Source organism: Rhodococcoides fascians A44A (assembly GCF_000760735.1).
Classification (GTDB): Bacteria; Actinomycetota; Actinomycetes; order Mycobacteriales; family Mycobacteriaceae; genus Rhodococcoides; species Rhodococcoides fascians_E.
Window position 1 is genome coordinate 325435 of record NZ_JMEX01000005.1, and the last position, 18367, is coordinate 343801.

The 18367-nt window shown below is 65.3% G+C and carries 16 protein-coding genes; 10 read left to right on the plus strand and 6 right to left on the minus strand.

The window, feature by feature from the left end; genetic code table 11:
• Nucleotides 1–7: 7 nt before the first annotated feature.
• Nucleotides 8–832, minus strand: coding sequence for a helix-turn-helix transcriptional regulator (locus BH95_RS05315; protein ID WP_020110109.1), 825 nt, complete (start codon nt 830–832; stop codon nt 8–10).
• Between the two features lie 269 nt (nt 833–1101).
• Here BH95_RS05315 and mptB point away from each other — a divergent pair, with 269 nt between their 5' ends.
• From mptB to BH95_RS05335, 4 genes are read left to right on the plus strand one after another with little or no spacing between them, the layout of a single operon-like run.
• Nucleotides 1102–2754 (plus strand): polyprenol phosphomannose-dependent alpha 1,6 mannosyltransferase MptB, encoded by a 1653-nt coding sequence (gene mptB, locus BH95_RS05320; protein WP_230594255.1) that lies wholly within the window; start codon nt 1102–1104, stop codon nt 2752–2754.
• 26 nt (nt 2755–2780) lie between these two features.
• Entirely contained in the window at nt 2781–3713 is a 933-nt protein-coding gene (locus BH95_RS05325; RefSeq protein WP_026348004.1) for an ABC transporter ATP-binding protein, read from the plus strand.
• Nucleotides 3710–4510: an ABC transporter permease gene (locus tag BH95_RS05330; protein WP_019666345.1), complete on the plus strand. Its 801-nt coding sequence runs from the start codon at nt 3710–3712 to the stop codon at nt 4508–4510. Before BH95_RS05325 ends, BH95_RS05330 begins: the two co-directional genes overlap by 4 nt.
• Nucleotides 4511–4566: 56 nt before the next feature.
• On the plus strand, nt 4567–5550 hold the full coding sequence (locus BH95_RS05335; protein ID WP_033189746.1) for a COX15/CtaA family protein: 984 nt from the start codon (nt 4567–4569) through the stop codon (nt 5548–5550).
• 120 nt (nt 5551–5670) lie between these two features.
• On the opposite strand, the gene BH95_RS05340 is transcribed toward BH95_RS05335, so the two are convergent.
• On the minus strand, nt 5671–6054 hold the full coding sequence (locus BH95_RS05340; protein WP_019666347.1) for a hypothetical protein: 384 nt from the start codon (nt 6052–6054) through the stop codon (nt 5671–5673).
• A 73-nt stretch (nt 6055–6127) separates the two neighbouring features.
• On the opposite strand from BH95_RS05340, the gene BH95_RS05345 reads away from it, so the two are divergent.
• Nucleotides 6128–7093, plus strand: coding sequence for a quinone oxidoreductase family protein (locus BH95_RS05345; protein WP_037181901.1), 966 nt, complete (start codon nt 6128–6130; stop codon nt 7091–7093).
• Between the two features lie 7 nt (nt 7094–7100).
• Here the strand turns inward: BH95_RS05345 and BH95_RS05350 are convergent, their stop codons facing one another.
• A complete protein-coding gene (locus tag BH95_RS05350; RefSeq protein ID WP_037142324.1) occupies nt 7101–8132 on the minus strand; it encodes a heme o synthase in 1032 nt (343 codons plus the stop codon).
• A 293-nt stretch (nt 8133–8425) separates the two neighbouring features.
• Here BH95_RS05350 and tkt point away from each other — a divergent pair, with 293 nt between their 5' ends.
• From tkt to pgl, 5 genes are read left to right on the plus strand one after another with little or no spacing between them, the layout of a single operon-like run.
• On the plus strand, nt 8426–10525 hold the full coding sequence (gene tkt / locus BH95_RS05355) for a transketolase (RefSeq protein WP_019666350.1): 2100 nt from the start codon (nt 8426–8428) through the stop codon (nt 10523–10525).
• Between the two features lie 3 nt (nt 10526–10528).
• Nucleotides 10529–11653, plus strand: a complete 1125-nt coding sequence (tal, locus tag BH95_RS05360) for a transaldolase (protein WP_019666351.1) — start codon at nt 10529–10531, stop codon at nt 11651–11653.
• Between the two features lie 3 nt (nt 11654–11656).
• Nucleotides 11657–13213: a glucose-6-phosphate dehydrogenase gene (gene zwf, locus BH95_RS05365; protein ID WP_019666352.1), complete on the plus strand. Its 1557-nt coding sequence runs from the start codon at nt 11657–11659 to the stop codon at nt 13211–13213.
• Entirely contained in the window at nt 13210–14118 is a 909-nt protein-coding gene (gene opcA / locus BH95_RS05370) for a glucose-6-phosphate dehydrogenase assembly protein OpcA (protein WP_026348006.1), read from the plus strand. The genes zwf and opcA overlap by 4 nt, the downstream gene beginning before the upstream one ends.
• Nucleotides 14111–14860 (plus strand): 6-phosphogluconolactonase, encoded by a 750-nt coding sequence (pgl, locus tag BH95_RS05375; RefSeq protein WP_019666354.1) that lies wholly within the window; start codon nt 14111–14113, stop codon nt 14858–14860. Before opcA ends, pgl begins: the two co-directional genes overlap by 8 nt.
• A 45-nt stretch (nt 14861–14905) precedes the next feature.
• Here pgl and BH95_RS28995 read toward each other — a convergent pair whose 3' ends face one another.
• The 3 genes from BH95_RS28995 to secG all read right to left on the minus strand — a co-directional run bounded on the left by BH95_RS28995 (nt 14906) and on the right by secG (nt 18278).
• Nucleotides 14906–15058, minus strand: coding sequence for a hypothetical protein (locus BH95_RS28995; RefSeq protein WP_167336893.1), 153 nt, complete (start codon nt 15056–15058; stop codon nt 14906–14908).
• Between the two features lie 64 nt (nt 15059–15122).
• Nucleotides 15123–17954, minus strand: coding sequence for a phosphoenolpyruvate carboxylase (ppc, locus tag BH95_RS05380; protein WP_037181318.1), 2832 nt, complete (start codon nt 17952–17954; stop codon nt 15123–15125).
• A gap of 90 nt (nt 17955–18044) precedes the next feature.
• Nucleotides 18045–18278, minus strand: coding sequence for a preprotein translocase subunit SecG (secG, locus tag BH95_RS05385; RefSeq protein ID WP_019666357.1), 234 nt, complete (start codon nt 18276–18278; stop codon nt 18045–18047).
• Nucleotides 18279–18367 lie beyond the last annotated feature (89 nt).

The window sequence follows — 18367 nt, forward strand, 5'->3', positions numbered from 1 at the left end:
GTGACGGTCATGCGAGCTCCTTCCGGAGGCTTGTGCGATTTCCGGTGCTGGGCTGAGCACCGGACGGGGTGGAGGGGGTGGACAGGTCGACTGGATTGGTCAGGGGTACGTGCGTGGTGCAGGCGCAGTCACCGTTGGCGATGGTGGCCAGACGCTGCACGTGAGTACCGAGCAGCTCGGCGAAGGCCTCGCGCTCGGCGTGGCACAACTCGGGAAATTCGGATGCCACGTGCGACACCGGGCAGTGGTGCTGGCAGATCTGCACGCCGTTGCCCACGACCCGCGTCGATGCGGCGAATCCGGCAGCGGTGAACGCGTCGGCGATGCGATCTGCGGCCTCCTCGATGTCCGACGGCTCGTCGCCGCTGATCGGTTCGAGGTCCGCGACGATCGCGTCGACTCGCTGGCGCGCGAAAGTTTCGATCGCTGCGTCTCCGCCGATCTTGCGCAGCTGCCGCATCGCGGCACCGGCCAAGTCGTCGTAGGTGTGGCCCAGCTTGTTCCGCCCGGCCGCCGTCAACTGGAAGTGCTTGGCGGGGCGGCCTCGGCCTCGTTGCCGGAGGGAGGCGGCGGGTGCGACCCGAGCTTCTCCGTTGTCGATCAGGGCTTCGAGGTGACGACGAACACCGGCCGCGCTCAGACCGAGCCTGGTGCCGATGTCCGACGCGGTGATCGGGCCCTCTTCGAGAAGTAGGGTCACCACAGCGCTTCGGGTGTGACCGTCGTGGCCGACACCGGAAGCCCCGACACCACCGGCGGGCGTCTGAGCAGGGGCGAGTGTGCCGTTACCGGCGCTTTCGCCTGCGCGCGCCGCGGTAGTCGTGGTTTTCACAACACCAGTGTGACGGAATTGATTGCACTGGTCCAGCAAGGGTGCCCTTCTTCACCCGGTGGCGTCACCAGGGAATATCGCGCGGTGTGCTCGTGTTGGGGGCGGTCATCCGAGAGGCCGACCTCGAGCCAGTGGCGTGCATCTCGGCCGCGGGGCACCGCTACGCTCTTTTGGTGCCACCGCCCGCTGACGAGCAGAACATCGAACCGAAGTCCGCGGCCTCTTCCGTCGACGTCGTGCGTCCGGTATCCGGTGTCGAGCGACGCGTCGTGCGGCCACTGCGTCGCCTGGTCGGACTGGACGCCGATCAGCGCGAGTCGAGTGTGTCGATCCTTCACGGGGACGAGGCCGAGTCACCTGGCCTGAATTCCACCGAGACCGGACAGCTCCGGAGTATCCGCAGGTTCGGCGCTGCCGGCGCGATTCTGATGGCCGTGGGTGCTCTCGGCGCGGGTGCTCAGCCGGTACTGCAGAACCCGGTTGTCGGCGTTCGGATTCTCAGCCTGCCGTCGCGAATGGCCACCACTGCACTGACGGTGACGATGACCGGCACGGTGATGGTGGTGTTGGCGTGGTTGTTGCTCGGCCGATTCGCCGTGGGGCGCCTGCGAGGGGGCACAGCTCCGCGGCGCCTGACGCGGTCGCAGTTGGACAGAACTCTGCTGCTGTGGATTCTTCCGTTGTGTGTCGCTCCGCCGATGTTCAGCCGCGACGTCTACTCGTATCTCGCGCAGAGCGAGATCACTGCTCGAGGCCTCGACCCCTACGAGATCGGCCCTGCCGGTGCCCTGGGCGTGGACAACGTTCTCACCAGAACGGTCCCCAACATCTGGCGCGAGACGCCTGCGCCGTACGGTCCGCTGTTTCTCTGGATGGGCCGCGGGATCACGTGGTTGACCGGTGAGAACATCGTGGCCGGGATCTTCCTGCACCGCCTACTGGCGATCGCCGGTGTCGCGCTGATCGTGTGGGCATTGCCCAGGCTCGCGAAACGATGCGGTGTGGCTGCGGTGAGCGCTCTATGGCTGGGCGCCGCGAACCCTCTCCTGCTCTTCCACCTGGTGGCCGGTATCCACAACGAAGCGCTGATGATCGGTTTGATGCTGGCGGGTACCGAGCTCGCATTGCGCGCCATCGAATCCGCGGATCCACTGAAGAAGACATCTCTGCTCCTGTTGTTGTCCGGCGCCGCTCTGATCGCACTGTCCTCGACGGTGAAGATTCCCTCTCTCATCGCGCTGGGATTCGTGGGCATGGCCCTCGCCCGCAGATGGGGAGGCAGTTTTCGGGCGGTCGCGGCGGCTGCCGCTCTGCTCGGAGCGGTGAGCATCGTCATCATCGTCGGTGTCAGCGCCGTCAGTGGTCTCGGATTCGGCTGGGTGCACACCCTCGGCACCGCGGGGGTCGTGCGGAGTTGGATGTCCATTCCCACCATCCTCGGCCTGGGCACCGGGTTCGTCGGCGTACTTCTGGGGCTCGGTGATCACACCACCGCGGTGCTCAGCCTCACGAGACCGATCGCCGCCCTCGTCGCCGGCTTCATCGCACTGCGAATGCTCGTTGCCGTGTTGAAGGGACGCCTGCATCCGGTCGGCGCCCTCGGTGTCTCGCTCGGCGCGCTCGTGCTGCTGTTTCCGGTCGTTCAACCCTGGTACCTGCTGTGGGCGGTCACTCCCCTCGCCGCGTGGGCGACGACGCGGGCGTTCCGCGGTCCCGCCATCGTCTTCTCGTCGATCGTCAGTGTCATTCTCATGCCGAACGGCAGTGAGTACCTTCCGTTCCAGATCGTTCAGGCTGCGCTGATGACCATCCTGACCATCGGCATCCTGTTCCTGCTCACCCGATCACGATTGCCGTGGCGAGGCGAGACCGGACCACCGGAACCCGGTCGGCCGGTCGGGGAATACGCTGGTTCCTCGTGATCGCCGGTGCGCAGACGAGAAGCGGGGTGTCGAACTCGACGCAGCCCGCAGTGCAGCTGACAGACGTGACCAAGACGTACGACGGCACCGTTGCCGTGGACGGGCTCGGATTCACCGTCGAGCGCGCCCAGGTACTCGCCCTCCTCGGACCCAACGGTGCGGGCAAGACGACGACGGTGGAGATGTGCGAGGGCTTCGTCGCCCCCGAGTCCGGCTCGGTGCGTGTGCTCGGCCTCGATCCGATCACCCAGTCCGCGCAGCTGCGGCCCCGCATCGGAGTGATGCTGCAGGGAGGCGGTGCCTACCCGGGTTCGAAAGCGGGCGAGATGTTGAAGCTCGTCGCCTCGTACTCCAACGATCCGCTGGACCCCGACTGGCTGCTGGACTGCCTTGGCCTCACACAGGCGACGAGAACCCCGTACCGGCGGCTGTCCGGCGGTCAGCAGCAACGTCTGGCGTTGGCGTGCGCCATCGTCGGCCGGCCGGAACTGGTGTTTCTCGACGAGCCGACGGCCGGGCTCGACGCGCAGGCTCGGCTGCTCGTCTGGGAGCTCGTCGATGCATTACGCCGTGACGGGGTCAGCGTCTTGTTGACCACACATCTGATGGACGAGGCGGAGCAGCTCGCCGACGAACTCGTCATCATCGACAACGGCAAGATCGTCGCGTCCGGGACGGCATCGGAACTGACGAAGCAGGGGGCGGAGGGACGACTGCGATTCAGTGCGCCCGCCGGACTCGAGTTGTCGCTGCTCGACGCGGCCCTTCCGGCCGGCTATCACCCGGTCGAGGAAAGTGCCGGGTCGTACGCGATCGAGGGCGTGATCGAACCGTCCATACTGGTGACGGTGACGTCGTGGTGCGCCGAACAGAACGTACTGGCGACGGAACTGCAGGTGGACCAGCGAAGGCTGGAAGACGTCTTCCTCGAATTGACCGGCAGGGAGCTCAGGAAATGACGGCTCGCAAAGACGTGCGGCTCGCGAGCAACAGGTTCGCCGACGGCCTGTTCGCACCGAAACCCGAGCCCAGCTCTCCGGTCACGATGTTGTCCGCCCAGTCCATGCTCGAGCTGAAGTTGCTGCTGCGCAACGGCGAACAACTGCTGCTGACGATGTTCATTCCGATCACCCTGTTGATCGGCCTCACGCTGCTGCCACTGGGCGCCATGGGCGACGACCCCGTGAATCAGGTCGTGCCCGCGGTGATGATGGTCGCGGTGATGTCCACGGCGTTCACCGGCCAGGCCATCGCCGTCGGATTCGATCGCCGCTACGGAGCACTCAAACGGTTGGGCGCGACCCCACTGCCCAAGTGGGGAATCATCGCCGGGAAGTCCATCGCCGTTCTGCTCGTGGTGATTCTGCAGTCCGTGGTTCTCGGCGGAATCGGACTGGCCCTCGGCTGGCGGCCGGAGGTCACCGGCCTGCTGCTCGGCGCAGTCGTGATCGCGCTGGGTACGACGACGTTCGCCACCATGGGTCTGCTGCTCGGCGGCACCCTCAAGGCCGAGATCGTCCTGGCCCTCGCGAACATCCTCTGGTTCGTGATGCTGGGTATCGGGTCTCTCGTCGTACTGGCCGACGATCTGCCGACCACCCTGCACACGATCGCTCGACTGGTGCCGTCGGGTGCGCTGGCAGAGGCACTCGGTCAGGCGGTCACCGGTTCCGTCGACTGGTTCGGAATTGCCGTTCTTCTCGGCTGGGCAGGACTGTGCGGCGTGCTCGCGAGCCGCTCGTTCCGCTTCACCTGACCGACACCGCCGGGGTCAACGACAGCGTGTAGTTGATCGCCGTCTACCATCGCTACGTGCTGTATCGAGCGTATTTGCGCATTGTCGACCGCTTGCCGTTGCCTTCGGTCCGAGCGCAGAAGATCCTGGCGTTCGTCGTCATTCTGACTCAGGGCGGCATCGCCGTGACCGGTGCCATCGTCCGCGTCACCGCGTCGGGCCTGGGCTGCCCGACGTGGCCGCAGTGCTTTCCCGGTAGTTTCACACCCGTCGGAGTCTCGGAAGTACCGGTCCTGCACCAGGCCGTCGAATTCGGCAACCGCCTTCTGACGTTCGTCGTCGTGCTCGCCGCAGCTGCCGTCGTCCTCGCTGTCACCCGCGCCCGCAGGCGCAACAACGTGATTTTGTTCGCGTGGTTCATGCCGTTGGGAACGGTCGTTCAGGCGATCCTGGGCGGCATCACCGTGCTGACCGGACTGTTGTGGTGGACAGTGGCAATCCACCTCCTGGCCTCGATGGCCATGGTGTGGCTCGCAACTCTCCTGTACTTCAAGGTGGCCGAATCCGACGAGGACTCCGTCGTCGTCAAGACGGTCCCCGAACCGCTCCGCCTGTTGACCGCACTGTCCGGTGTCGTCATGGCAGGTGTGTTGGTAGCCGGAACGATGTTGACCGGCGCCGGTCCGCATGCCGGCGACAAGAGCATCGACGAGCCCGTCCCTCGCTTCGAGGTGGAGATCGTCACGCTCGTGCATCTGCACGCACAGCTCCTCGTGGCGTACCTCGCGCTCTTGGTGGGTCTCGGGTTCGGCCTGTACGCGGTCAAGGCGACGCAGAACGTCACGACGAGGTTGAAGGTACTGGTCGCCGTGGTGGTGGCGCAGTCTCTCGTCGGAGTCGTTCAGTATCTGACCGACGTACCCGCTGCACTCGTGGCCATTCACGTGGCAGGAGCAGGCGCTACGACCGCGGCCACCGCTGCTGTCTGGGCAGCGTGCCGAAAGCGGATACCTGCATCCGACGACACTGCCGAACACGCCGAGAAGGTCAGCCCCTCCTGACCGGAGAGACACGAGAGGAGAGGTAGCCGGTCTCCCCCTCAGACGACCGACTACCTCTCCCACTTAGATTTGACGGACCCGAACCCCGATCGGTTCCACCTCCACCGAAAATCTTTCGAACTATTTCTCCAGAGCCGCGTTACGCGCCTTCGGGAATTTAGTCTGGCGAGCAACCCATCCCGCCATCTTGCGGTAATGCCCGGGCGCAGGGGTGACTGCACTGACGAGTTCGCGATCCCACTCCGATTCGGTCAAACCGTCGACGGCGGCGACGAGGGCGTGTGCGACGTCGTTGTTCTCCACGACCTGATCGCCCAACACGCCGTCGGCACCGACCAGGGTGACGCGCGTTCCGGCACGTCCGATCGGTTGGATCACGACATTGCCGGTTCCGCCGTGCTCTCCGACGAACGCCTTGACTGCCGAGAGGGCACCTGCAGGCACCTCGACCTTCGGCTCGGCCGCGTCGGTCTCACGCGATGTTGTCTCTGTTTCGGTCGCCATACTCGAAGACGATACCGCTCGGTAACTTCGTGTGGCCAGAACCCCTGGGAATCGGCAGGTGTACAAAGACACCATGCGTGCACTGGAGATCCGTGAACATGGTGGACCGGAGGTCCTCGTCCCCGTCGACATCGCCGAGCCGACTCCCGGCCCCGGCCAGTTGCTCGTGCGGCTCGAAGCCGCAGGCGTCAACTACATCGACACCTACTTCCGCACCGGACTGTACAAACGCGAACTGCCGTACGTGCCCGGAGACGAGGGGTCGGGGGTGGTGGAGTCCGTCGGCGACGAGGTCGGCGAGTTCGTCGTCGGTCAGCGCGTTGCCTGGGCGACCGCGCCGGGTAGCTACGCCGAGAAAGTGATCGTTCCGGCGTCGGCCGCGGTAGCGGTACCCGACGGTGTTCCAGCCGAACAGGCCGCATCCGCACTTCTGCAGGGCATGACGGCCCACTATCTCCTGAAGTCGACCTACCCGGCCGCTGCGGGCGACACCGTGCTCGTGCACGCGGGTGCGGGTGGCGTCGGGCTCATCCTCACCCAACTCGCCGTCGCGGCGGGTGTTCGTGTGATCACGACCGTATCGACGGACGCCAAGGCCGAGCTGTCCCGGCAAGCGGGTGCCTCGGAGGTACTGAAGTACACCGACGACGTCCCAGCGCGGGTACGGGAACTGACCGACGGGGAGGGCGCACACGCGGTGTACGACGGTGTGGGCGCCGCGACGTTCGAGCAGAGTCTCGCCTCGCTACGGATCCGCGGGACGCTCGCACTGTTCGGCGCCGCCAGCGGTCCGGTACCGCCGTTCGACCCGCAGCGGCTCAACGGAGCGGGGTCATTGTTTCTCACTCGGCCGACGCTGGCTCATCACATTCGTGATCGACGTGAGCTCGAGTGGCGTGCGGGCGAGGTGTTCAAGGCGATCGCCGACGGAATTCTGAACATTCGAGTGGGTGCGGTGCACCCGCTGTCGGAGGCAGCCACGGCTCATACCGAGCTGGAGGGGCGCCGCACGACGGGCTCGGTGGTACTCGTTCCCTGAGACCGGATCAGGACAGGAGCTGGCTCAGGGTGTCCCACCCGACGACCGAGTCCACGGCCAGGCCGCAGAACACCAACGCCAGGTACTCGTTCGACAGAATGAACAACTTCAACGGCTTGACCGGAGTGCCTGCGCGTACTCCGGCGTACAGCCGGTGCGCCACGACGAGGAACCAGATTCCCGACGCCAGGGCCACCGCCGCGTAGATGACTCCCGAACCGGGCGCCAGAGCGAACGTCGCGACGACAGTGGCCCACGCGTACAGGACGATGTGCTTGGTCACCTTGGTTTCCGATGCCACGGCAGGAAGCATCGGGACGTTGGCCGCCTGATAGTCCTCCTTGTACCGGAGCATGAGGGCCCAGGTGTGTGGCGGAGTCCACAGGAAGATGACCAGGAACATGACGACTGCTTGCCAGCCGATTGTCCCGGTGACGGCGGACCAGCCGATCATCACGGGCATGCAGCCTGCAGCGCCGCCCCAGACGACGTTCTGTGACGTACGGCGCTTGAGGACGAGGGTGTAGACGAAGATGTAGAAGCAGATGGTGACGACCGCGAGGATGCCGCTCAGCAGGTTGGTCGTGAACCACAACCAGAAGAACGAGACGACTCCCAGGGTGACACCGAACACGAACGCGTGCGACACCGGCATCGCGCCGCGTGCGAGCGGGCGTTTGGCCGTGCGGGCCATCACTTTGTCGATATCGGCGTCGGCGACCATGTTCAGGCAGTTGGCCGACGCGGCGGCGAGCATTCCACCGAACAACGTGGTCAGGATCAGACCGGGCTGCACCTGGCCTCGATCTGCGAGAAGCATCGCCGGGATCGTCGTGACGAGCAGAAGTTCGATCACACGCGGCTTGGTGAGCGCGACGTATGCCATGACGAGCGCAAGCGCCCGCCGAGGAGCCGACTTCGGCGGCTCGGCTGCACCGGCCCGATGCCCGTCCTCGGGCCCACCAGCGGATCCGTCGTGCTCGGGATGGCTGGGGCCGCCTGCGAATCCGTGGCCGCCCGGCTGCTGCCCAATTCGCACTACGTCTCCTTGCACGGGCTCGACACTCATGAACGAGCAGCACGCACACCGGCACAGAAACCTGAGGCGAGCGCACTACTACAAGCGATGGTAGACGTGAACCACCTGCACTCCAATTCTCAGGGCACCCAAAGTGAAGAGACGGAGCCCTGTGACGACACAGCCAGGGCTCGACCGGGGGGAAGGCACGACAGCCGACCCGGACGGAACTAGGCTGGTGGTCGACGTGTTCGATCTGCGCCAGATCGAGCGCGTTCTGCCTCACTCGTACCAATGTCAGGAGATCTCTGCTCGTGTCGATCACAGACGATATTGACGTCCTCACCACAGCGCACCACCCCAGCGACTGGACGGACCTGGACACCAGGGCGGTCGACACTGTCAGAGTCCTCGCTGCCGACGCAGTGCAGAAGGTCGGCAACGGCCACCCCGGCACCGCGATGAGTCTCGCGCCCCTGGCCTACACCCTCTTCCAGCGGACCATGCGTCACGACCCGAACGACACGCACTGGATCGGGCGCGACCGATTCGTTCTCTCCTGCGGGCACTCGAGCCTGACGCTGTACCTGCAGCTGTACTTGGGTGGCTTCGGTCTCGAACTGGTCGACATCGAGTCGTTGCGCACGTTCAAGTCCAAGACTCCGGGTCACCCGGAGTTCCGCCACACCGACGGTGTGGAGATCACCACCGGACCTCTCGGCCAGGGCTTGGCCTCCGCGGTCGGCATGGCCATGGCCTCGCGTCGCGAGCGCGGTCTGTTCGATCCCGAGCCCGCGCTCGGGACGAGCCCGTTCGACCACTTCATCTACGTCATCGCATCCGACGGCGACATCGAGGAAGGTGTGACGTCGGAGGCGTCCTCGCTCGCCGGCACGCAGCAGCTCGGCAACCTCATCCTGTTCTACGACGACAACAAGATCTCGATCGAGCACGCCACCGACATCGCCTTGTCGGAGAACACCGCCGCACGCTACGAGGCATACGGCTGGCACGTGCAGGTCGTCGAGGGCGGCGAGAACGTCACGGCCATCGAGGAAGCCATCGAGGCCGCGAAGGCCGTGACCGACAAGCCGTCGATCATCGTGCTGCGGACCATCATCGGGTTCCCGGCGCCGACGATGATGAACACCGGCGCAGTTCACGGTGCAGCCCTCGGCGACGAGGAAATCGCCAAGGTCAAGAAGGCACTCGACTTCGACCCGGAAAAGAAGTTCGAGGTCACCGACGAGGTCATCGCCCACACGCGCGGACTGCAGGAGCGCGGCCGCAAGGCGCACGCGGAATGGAACACGGAATTCGACGCGTGGGCTGCGCGTGAGCCCGAGCGCAAGAAGCTGCTGGATCGACTGACCGCGGGCGATCTCCCCGAGGGCTGGACCGACGTCCTGCCGACGTGGGAGCCCGGCAGCAAGGCGATCGCGACCCGCGCCGCGTCCGGCGAAGTTCTGAGTGCCGTCGGACCCGTTCTTCCCGAACTGTGGGGCGGATCCGCCGACCTCGCCGGCAGCAACAACACCACCATCAAGGGCGCGAAGTCCTTCGGGCCCACGTCCATCTCCACCGACGACTGGGATGCCGAGCCCTACGGACGGACTCTGCACTTCGGAATCCGTGAGCACGCGATGGGCTCGATCCTGTCCGGCATCGTCATGCACGGGCCGACCCGGGCGTACGGCGGAACGTTCATGCAGTTCAGTGACTACATGCGCCCCGCAGTCCGGCTCGCGTCGCTGATGGACATCGACCCGATCTACGTCTGGACGCACGATTCCATCGGCCTCGGCGAGGACGGCCCGACGCATCAGCCCGTCGAGCACCTCGCCGCACTGCGCGCCATCCCCAACCTGTCCGTCGTCCGTCCGGGCGATGCCAACGAGACGGCGTACGCCTGGCAGTCGACGCTCGCGCGTTCCAGCAGCAGCGGACCCGTCGGCCTGGCACTGACCCGTCAGGGCATCCCGGTCCTCGAGGGCACCAGCTACGAGGGGGTCTCGAAGGGCGGCTACGTCCTCGTCGAGTCGTCGAAGGCTGCTCCGGACGTGATCCTGATCGGAACGGGTTCCGAGCTCCAGTACGCAGTCGAGGCACAGAAGACGCTGGAAGCACAGGGAATCGCCGCACGGGTCGTGTCAATGCCGTGTGTCGAGTGGTTCAACAGCCAGGACCAGAACTACCGCGACCAGGTTCTTCCGCCCACGGTCAAGGCTCGCGTCTCCATCGAAGCGGGCATCGCGATGCCGTGGTACCCGATCGTCGGCGGCTTCGGCGAGATCATCTCGCTCGAGCACTACGGAGAATCCGCCGACGCCAAGACCCTTTTCCGCGAGTACGGATTCACGGCCGACGCAGTGGTCGCCGCCGCGCAGCGCTCCATCACCAACGTGAAGGGATAACCCATGACCCAGAACAAGAACCTCGCAGATCTGTCCGCAGCAGGCGTATCCGTCTGGCTCGACGATCTGTCCCGTGACCGCATCACCTCCGGCAACCTGCAGGAGCTCATCGACAGCAAGAGTGTCGTCGGCGTCACCACCAATCCGTCGATCTTCCAGGCGGCACTGAGCAAGGGCGACGCCTACGACGCCCAGGTCACCGAGCTCGCCGAGCGCGGAGCGGACGTCGACGCGACGATCCGCACCGTCACCACCGACGACGTGCGCAACGCCTGCGACATCTTCGCTCCGATCTACGAGTCCTCGGCAGGCGTCGACGGACGCGTGTCGATCGAGGTCGATCCGCGTCTGGCCCACGACACCGAAAAGACGATCGCGCAGGCCGTCGAGCTGTGGAAGATCGTCGACCGACCCAACGTCCTGATCAAGATCCCCGCGACCGAGGCAGGCATTCCGGCCATTGCCAAGGTCATCGGCGAGGGCATCAGCGTGAACGTCACGCTGATCTTCTCGGTCGAACGCTACGAGGCCGTCATCGGCGCGTACCTGGAGGGCTTGGAAGCTGCACGTGCGGCCGGCCACGACCTGTCGAAGATCCATTCCGTGGCGTCGTTCTTCGTCTCGCGCGTCGACACGGAGATCGACGCCCGGCTGGACAAGATCGGCACGCCCGACGCCGAGGCGCTCAAGGGCAAGGCTGCGCTCGCCAATGCTCGCCTGGCGTACGTCGCCTACCAGCAAGCGTTCGAGGTCGGTCCTCGCTTCCACGAGCTCGCAGGCTCGGGAGCTCGTCCGCAGCGGCCACTGTGGGCATCCACCGGGGTCAAGAACACCGCCTACCCCGACACGCTGTACGTGACCGACCTGGTCTCCCCCAACACCGTCAACACGATGCCGGAGAAGACTCTGGACGCCGTCGCCGACCACGGTGAGGTATCGGGAGACACCATCTCCGGCAAGGGCCCCGAATCGCAGGAAGTCTTCGACCGGCTGTCCGCGATCGGAATCGACGTGACGGACGTGTTCCTCACCCTCGAGAACGAGGGCGTGCAGAAGTTCGAGGCGTCCTGGAGCGAGCTGCTCGAGGCCACCGGCGAGCAGCTGCGTCAAGCAGGCCAGAAGAGCTGAGACGTGGCCACCGCAGAAACCGATCAGAAGGATTCCGCGGAGTGGCACAATCCACTTCGCGATCCACGTGACAAGCGTCTTCCACGGATCGCGGGTCCCTGCAGCCTCGTGATCTTCGGTGTCACCGGCGACCTCGCCCGTAAGAAGCTCATGCCTGCGGTGTACGACCTGGCGAACCGGGGGCTCCTGCCCCCCGGTTTCGCCCTCGTCGGGTTCGCGCGGCGTGATTGGGAGAACGAGGACTTCGCGCAGATCGTGCACGACGCGGTCCGCGATCACGCCCGTACGCCGTTCAGCGAGGAGGTGTGGAACACCCTCGCCGAGGGATTCCGCTTCGTTCAGGGATCGTTCGACGACGACGCAGCGTTCGACACCTTGTCGACCACGCTCGCCGAACTCGACGAAACTCGCGGCACCGGAGGCAATCACGCCTTCTACCTGTCGATTCCCCCCGGCGCCTTCCCAGTCGTCCTGGAACAGCTCTCTCGCTCCGGACTCGCCCAGCGTGAGGAAGGCAAGTGGCGCCGAGTCGTCATCGAGAAGCCTTTCGGTCACGATCTGGACAGCGCCAAGGAACTCAACGCTGTCGTGAACCGAGTGTTCCCCGAGGACACCGTCTTCCGCATCGATCACTACCTGGGCAAGGAAACCGTCCAGAACATTCTGGCTCTGCGCTTCGCGAACCAGTTGTTCGATCCCATCTGGAACGCCCACTACGTCGACCACGTGCAGATCACGATGGCCGAGGACATCGGATTGGGCGGTCGCGCAGGGTATTACGACGGTATCGGCGCGGCTCGGGACGTCATCCAGAACCATTTGCTGCAGTTGCTGGCGATCACGGCGATGGAAGAGCCGGTCAGCTTCAGCCCGTCCGAGCTGCAATCGGAGAAGATCAAGGTTCTCTCCGCCACCAAACCCGCCGAACCGTTCGCCGAGACCACCGCCAGGGGTCAGTACGCAGCCGGGTGGCAGGGCAGCCAGAAGGTCAAGGGGCTCAAGGAGGAAGAGGGATTCGACCCCGAGTCGAGCACCGAAACCTACGCCGCCATCACACTCGAGGTCGACACGAGACGCTGGGGCGGAGTTCCGTTCTATCTGCGGACCGGAAAGGCTCTGGGCCGCAGGGTCACCGAGATCGCCATGGTGTTCAAACGTGCGCCACACCTGCCGTTCGACGCCACCATGACCGAGGAGCTCGGTCAGAATGCGCTCGTGATCAGGGTCCAGCCCGACGAGGGCGTGACCATGCGATTCGGTTCGAAGGTGCCCGGGTCGAGTATGCAGGTTCGCGATGTCAGCATGGACTTCAGCTACGGCCAGGCCTTCACCGAATCTTCGCCGGAGGCGTACGAACGGCTCATCCTCGACGTTCTGCTCGGGGAACCGTCGCTGTTCCCCGTCAATGCCGAGGTCGAGTTGTCCTGGAAGATCCTGGATCCGATTCTCGACTTCTGGGCGTCGGGCGGCACCGCTGAACCGTACGAGGCAGGCACCTGGGGTCCGGCGACCGCCGACGAGATGATGCAACGTACCGGACGCGAATGGAGAAGGCCGTGATTGTCGACATTCCCTCGACGACGACAGCCGAGGTGGGAAAGCAGCTGGTCTCGCTCCGGGAGTCCGGCGGTGCCGTGACCATCGGGCGTGTGTTGACGCTGATCGTCGTCAGCAAGGACGCCACGAAAGCGGAGACCGCGATAGCTGCGGCGAACGAGGCATCCCGGGAGCATCCGTGCCGCGTCATCGTGCTCATCCACGGTGACCGGTCCGCGGAGTCGAGCCTCGACGCACAGATTCGTGTCGGAGGTGACGCAGGAGCGTCCGAGGTCGTCGTCCTTCGCCTGAACGGCGAACTGGCAGATCACGAGCACAGCGTCGTCATACCGTTCCTGCTGCCGGACACACCGATCGTCGCCTGGTGGCCCAACGAAGCACCTGCCGTTCCTGCTCAGGATCCCCTGGGGCGCCTCGCGATTCGCCGTATCACCGATGCGACCAACGCACCGGACACGACGGCTGCGATCAAGAGCAGGTTGTCCAGTTACACCGACGGCGACACCGACCTGTCGTGGAGCCGAATCACCTACTGGCGTGGGCTTCTTGCCACGGCACTGGATCAGGCACCGCACGAATCCGTCGTCTCCGCGGTGGTGTCCGGTCTGGCCGAGGAGCCGGCGCTGGACATCCTCGCCGGTTGGCTTGCCGCCAAGCTGGAAGTTCCGGTGCATCGTCGAACGGGTGAGCTGAAGGTCGTGCTGGATCGCGAAACCACCAGCATCTCCATCACCCGCCCGCAGACCGGAAAAACCGCCACGCTGCGCAGAACCGGCCAACCCGACGCGGAGGTCGCGCTTGCTCGACGTGGAACCCGCGAGTGCTTGGCCGAGGAGCTCAGGCGCCTCGATACCGACGAAATCTACGAACTGGCCTTGAAAGGTCTGTCGAAGGTGAGCTATGAGTAAGAAATCCGTCCTGCAGTTTCTCGACGCGCAGTCATTGGTCGACGCAGCTCGATCCCGCTTCGTCGACGTGGTCGTGGCCGCTCAGGCCGAACGCGGCGTCGCATCGGTCGTGCTGACCGGTGGTGGCACCGGCGTCGCGCTTCTCGAGGCCCTCCGCGCGGATTCCGGGGCCATCGACTGGGGACAGGTCGACATCTACTTCGGCGACGAACGGTTCCTTCCCGCAGGCGATCCCGAACGCAACGAAGTGCAGGCATCGGAGGCACTGCTCGAGCACGTGGGTGTGCACCCGGACCGCGTGTTTCGCATGGCGGCGTCGGACGGGCCGCACGGCAGTGATCCCGAGGTGGCGGCGGCAACGTACGCGCAGATCCTCGGTGCCCGCTCGAACGGTGAGCACACACCGGAATTCGACGTGCATCTCCTCGGCATGGGCGGTGAGGGACACATCAATTCGCTGTTCCCGCACACCGACGCCGTTCGCGAACAGCACCGGTACGTGGTGGCCGTCGAGGATTCACCGAAACCGCCGCCGGTGAGAATCACGCTGACGTTGCCCGCTGTCCGACGTGCGAAGCACGTCTGGCTCCTGGTGTCCGGAGACGCCAAGGCCGACGCGGTGGCCGCTGCAGTGGGCGGCGCCGACTCCGACGACGTCCCGTCGGCGGGCGCCGTCGGATCCGAATCGACCGTGTGGTTCCTCGATGCAGGCGCGGCGTCGAAGCTGGAGAACAGCAACTAGATTCGAGCCACGACCGACTGTCCGGCGGCGCCGGTACCCGATTCGTCACAGGGTACCGGCGCCGTCGGCGTCGGTGTCGCGTGTGGTCGCCGTCTCGTCGGCGTCCTTCTCCACCGGCGGTGTCCGCCGCCTCGACTGCGCAGAACGGTACGCCGAGCCGTCGCGCCAGCATTTGGCGTCGGATGTGCACTGCCTCATACCTAGTCAGACGCAGCCGGCACGGCGACGGTTCCCGAGTCGACGACGGCGGAACCGCAGGTGACTACCCGCTGTTGCGCAGAGCAGTCGCCAAACCGTTCATCGTCAGCAGGATGCCGCGTTTGACGCGCTCTTCCTCGTCACCGGCGCGGTAGCGGCGCAGCATCTCGACCTGCATCTGATTGAGGGGCTCGAGGTACGGGAACCGGTTGTGGACCGACCGTTCCAGGGCCGGATTGTCCTCGAGCAACCTCGAGTGTCCGGTGATGGACAGGTACATCTCGATGGTCTTCGCATGCTCTGCTTCGATCATTCCGAAGATCCTGGTGCGCAGTTCCACGTCCGGGACGAGTTCGGAGTAACGAGCAGCGATCCCCAGATCCGATTTGGCCATGACCTGCGCGAGGTTCGACAGCACAGTCTGGAAGAACGGCCACTTCCGGTACAGGTCCGTCAGTACCGCCAGCTTGTCGTCGTCGCCGCCGACCCATTCCTCGAACGCCGTACCGGTTCCGTACCAGCCGGGCAGCATCACACGGCACTGGCTCCAGGACATCACCCATGGGATCGCGCGCAGGTCGTACACCGAATTGGTCGGCTTGCGTGACGCGGGGCGGCTTCCGATGTTCAGCTCCCCCACCTCGGCAACCGGCGTGGACATGCGGAAGTACTCCACGAATCCGGGCTCCTCGTGCACCAATCGGCCGTACGCAGCGCGGGCTTTCGCAGCCAGGTCGTCGAGCACCTCGTAGGCAGGCTCGGCACCGTCGCCGAGACCTTCCACGTCGAGGAGGGTCGATTCGAGCGTGCCCGACACCAGCGATTCGAGGTTGCGGCGCGCCATGGACGGCTCGGCGTACTTGGCGGCGATGATCTCGCCCTGCTCGGTCAGACGCAGCGACCCCTGCACGACGCCCGGAGGCTGCGCGAGGATGGCGTCGTAGCTCGGACCGCCGCCGCGACCGACGGTGCCGCCACGACCGTGGAACAGCCGCAACCGAATTCCGGTCTTCCGCGACGCCTCGAGCAGATCCAGTTCGGCGCGGTACAACGCCCAGTTGGCGGCGAGGTATCCGCCGTCCTTGTTCGAGTCCGAGTAACCGAGCATCACTTCCTGGTTCATCCCGCGGCCCGCGACGAGAGCCCGGTAGACCGGAACGTCGAGGGTGGCCACGAGCGTGGCCGCACCCTGCTGCAGGTCCTCGATGGTCTCGAACAGGGGCACGACGCCCACCGTCGACGTCGGGGCGGATCCGTCGGTGCCGGGGTCGAAGATCCCGGCCTCCTTCAGCAGCAGGGCTGCCTCGAGCATGTCGCTCACCGACTGGCACATGCTGATGATGTAGTTCTGGATCGTGTCGGGCCCGAGGTGATCGATGGCCACCTTCGCGGCGCGCACGATGCCGAGTTCCTTGGTCGCGAGCTCGCTCAGCTGAGCTGTCGGACCCACGAGGGGCCGACGAGTGGTCAGCTCGCGGGACAGAAGAGCCACCCGCTCGTTCTCGTCGAGCGAGGCGTAATCGGGGTGCACGCCGGCCCAGGACAGGAGTTCGGCGACGACTTCCTCGTGCGTCTCCGAGTTCTGGCGCATGTCCAGAGCCTGCAGGTGGAATCCGAACGTCTCGACGGCCTGACGCAGCGCCAGCAGACGATCGTCGGCGATGAGCGCATCACCGTCGGCGCGCAGCGCCCGGTCGATCGTGTCGAGATCGTTCAATACGTCCTGGGGCGCGGCATACGGGGTGGATCCGACGTCGAGTCCGGCGACGGGAACGGAGTCGAGAACCCGGGCGGCGGTGGCCGTCAGGCGTGCTCGGATCCCGCGCACCGCAACGCGATACGGCTCGTCGTTGCGGTTGTCGGCGGGATCGCCTGCTTCTGCCGCCAACGTCAGCAGTTCGTCGCTGACCGCGACGAGACGCACGGACATCGACAGTTCTTTCTCGAGCGCGACGAGCTCGTCCAGGTAATGAGCGAACGCGGTGTACCCGGCCTGATGGGTCGCGGTGTGCACGACCTCGGCCGTGACGTTCGGATTACCGTCGCGGTCTCCGCCGATCCACGAACCGGGACGAAGAATGGGCTGCGGCAGCAGGTCGCTCGACGGCCACCTCTGCCGAAGGGCCGCACGGACGTCCGCGTTGAGCGCCGGAATGACGTCGAACAGTGACGTCTCGAAGTAGCGGAGGCCCACCTCGATCTCGTCCTGAATTCGGAGCCGTGACAACCTGATCAAGGCCGTCTCCCACAACGTCAGAACCTGGCGACGGATCTGAATGTCCACCGCAGCAAGCTCTTTGGCGGCACTCGACGCCTTGTTCGCCGCCGCGGACGAGGCAACCTCGCGCCGTCGCATGAGCTCGGTGATCCTGGATTGAACATCGAACACCGTCCGTCGACGCGTTTCCGTCGGATGCGCAGTGATGACCGGGGCCACCAGTGCATCGGTCAGCGCGTCGGCCACCTGCTGCTGGGTGAGGTCGGCGGAATCGAGTTTGATCCACGTCGCGTCGAGGCTGCTGTCCTGAGGCGGATCCTCGCGATCGAGGTGAATTGCGCGACGGCGCTCGCGGTGCAGGTCCTCGGCGAGGTTGGCCAGCAGCGAGAAATGACTGAACGCACGAATGAGCGGAACTGCCTGCGACACGTCGAGATCTGCGTAGATCCCGAGTGAATCGTCGCGCTCGCCCTCCGAGCGGCGGACGGCGAAGGATTCGACGCGGGCACGTTCGACGAGGTCGAACACGGCGGGTCCTTCGTGCTCGCGGATGATGTCACCGAGAATTCCACCGAGGTATCGAATGTCTTCCCGCAGCGGCTCGGTCAACTCACGACCTTGCGTCGTGGGTGTGACGAAGGCGGGAGATCCTGACGACTCCAAAGGGGTTTCGCTCATCCCCCGATTATCGTGCACCCACCGGTGTCATGCAGCCCGAGGTCCTGTTCGGGCCCGGCACCGACACATGATATGTAAGGACAAACCCGATCAGGAGAACTTGATCTCCAGGCCGATTCCGAGGATTGCGATCAGCCACACGACGCCGGTGAAGATGGTCAACCGATCCAGGTTCTTCTCCACGACCGTCGAGCTCGACAGAGACGACTGGACACCGCCGCCGAACAGACTGGACAGGCCGCCACCCTTGCCCCGGTGCAGCAGCACCAGAAGAATCAGCGCCAAACTGGTGACCACCAGCAAAATATCCAGGAACAGTTCCATGTCCGCCTCACAATAGTCTCAGCTCACAACCCGTGACAGCCTACCTGCACGACGCACATTGCCGTGTCACCGCCTCGGTGGCGGTGACA

Bases quoted from the DNA above. Each gene is read 5' to 3' on its own strand.
- BH95_RS05330 (WP_019666345.1), top strand. From the start codon at position 3,710: ATGACGGCTCGCAAAGACGTGCGGCTCGCGAGCAACAGGTTCGCCGAC.
- BH95_RS05340 (WP_019666347.1), bottom strand. From the start codon at position 6,054: ATGGCGACCGAAACAGAGACAACATCGCGTGAGACCGACGCGGCCGAG.
- BH95_RS05345 (WP_037181901.1), top strand. From the start codon at position 6,128: ATGCGTGCACTGGAGATCCGTGAACATGGTGGACCGGAGGTCCTCGTC.
- tal (WP_019666351.1), top strand. From the start codon at position 10,529: ATGACCCAGAACAAGAACCTCGCAGATCTGTCCGCAGCAGGCGTATCC.
- pgl (WP_019666354.1), top strand. From the start codon at position 14,111: ATGAGTAAGAAATCCGTCCTGCAGTTTCTCGACGCGCAGTCATTGGTC.
- BH95_RS28995 (WP_167336893.1), bottom strand. From the start codon at position 15,058: ATGAGGCAGTGCACATCCGACGCCAAATGCTGGCGCGACGGCTCGGCG.
- ppc (WP_037181318.1), bottom strand. From the start codon at position 17,954: ATGAGCGAAACCCCTTTGGAGTCGTCAGGATCTCCCGCCTTCGTCACA.
- secG (WP_019666357.1), bottom strand. From the start codon at position 18,278: ATGGAACTGTTCCTGGATATTTTGCTGGTGGTCACCAGTTTGGCGCTG.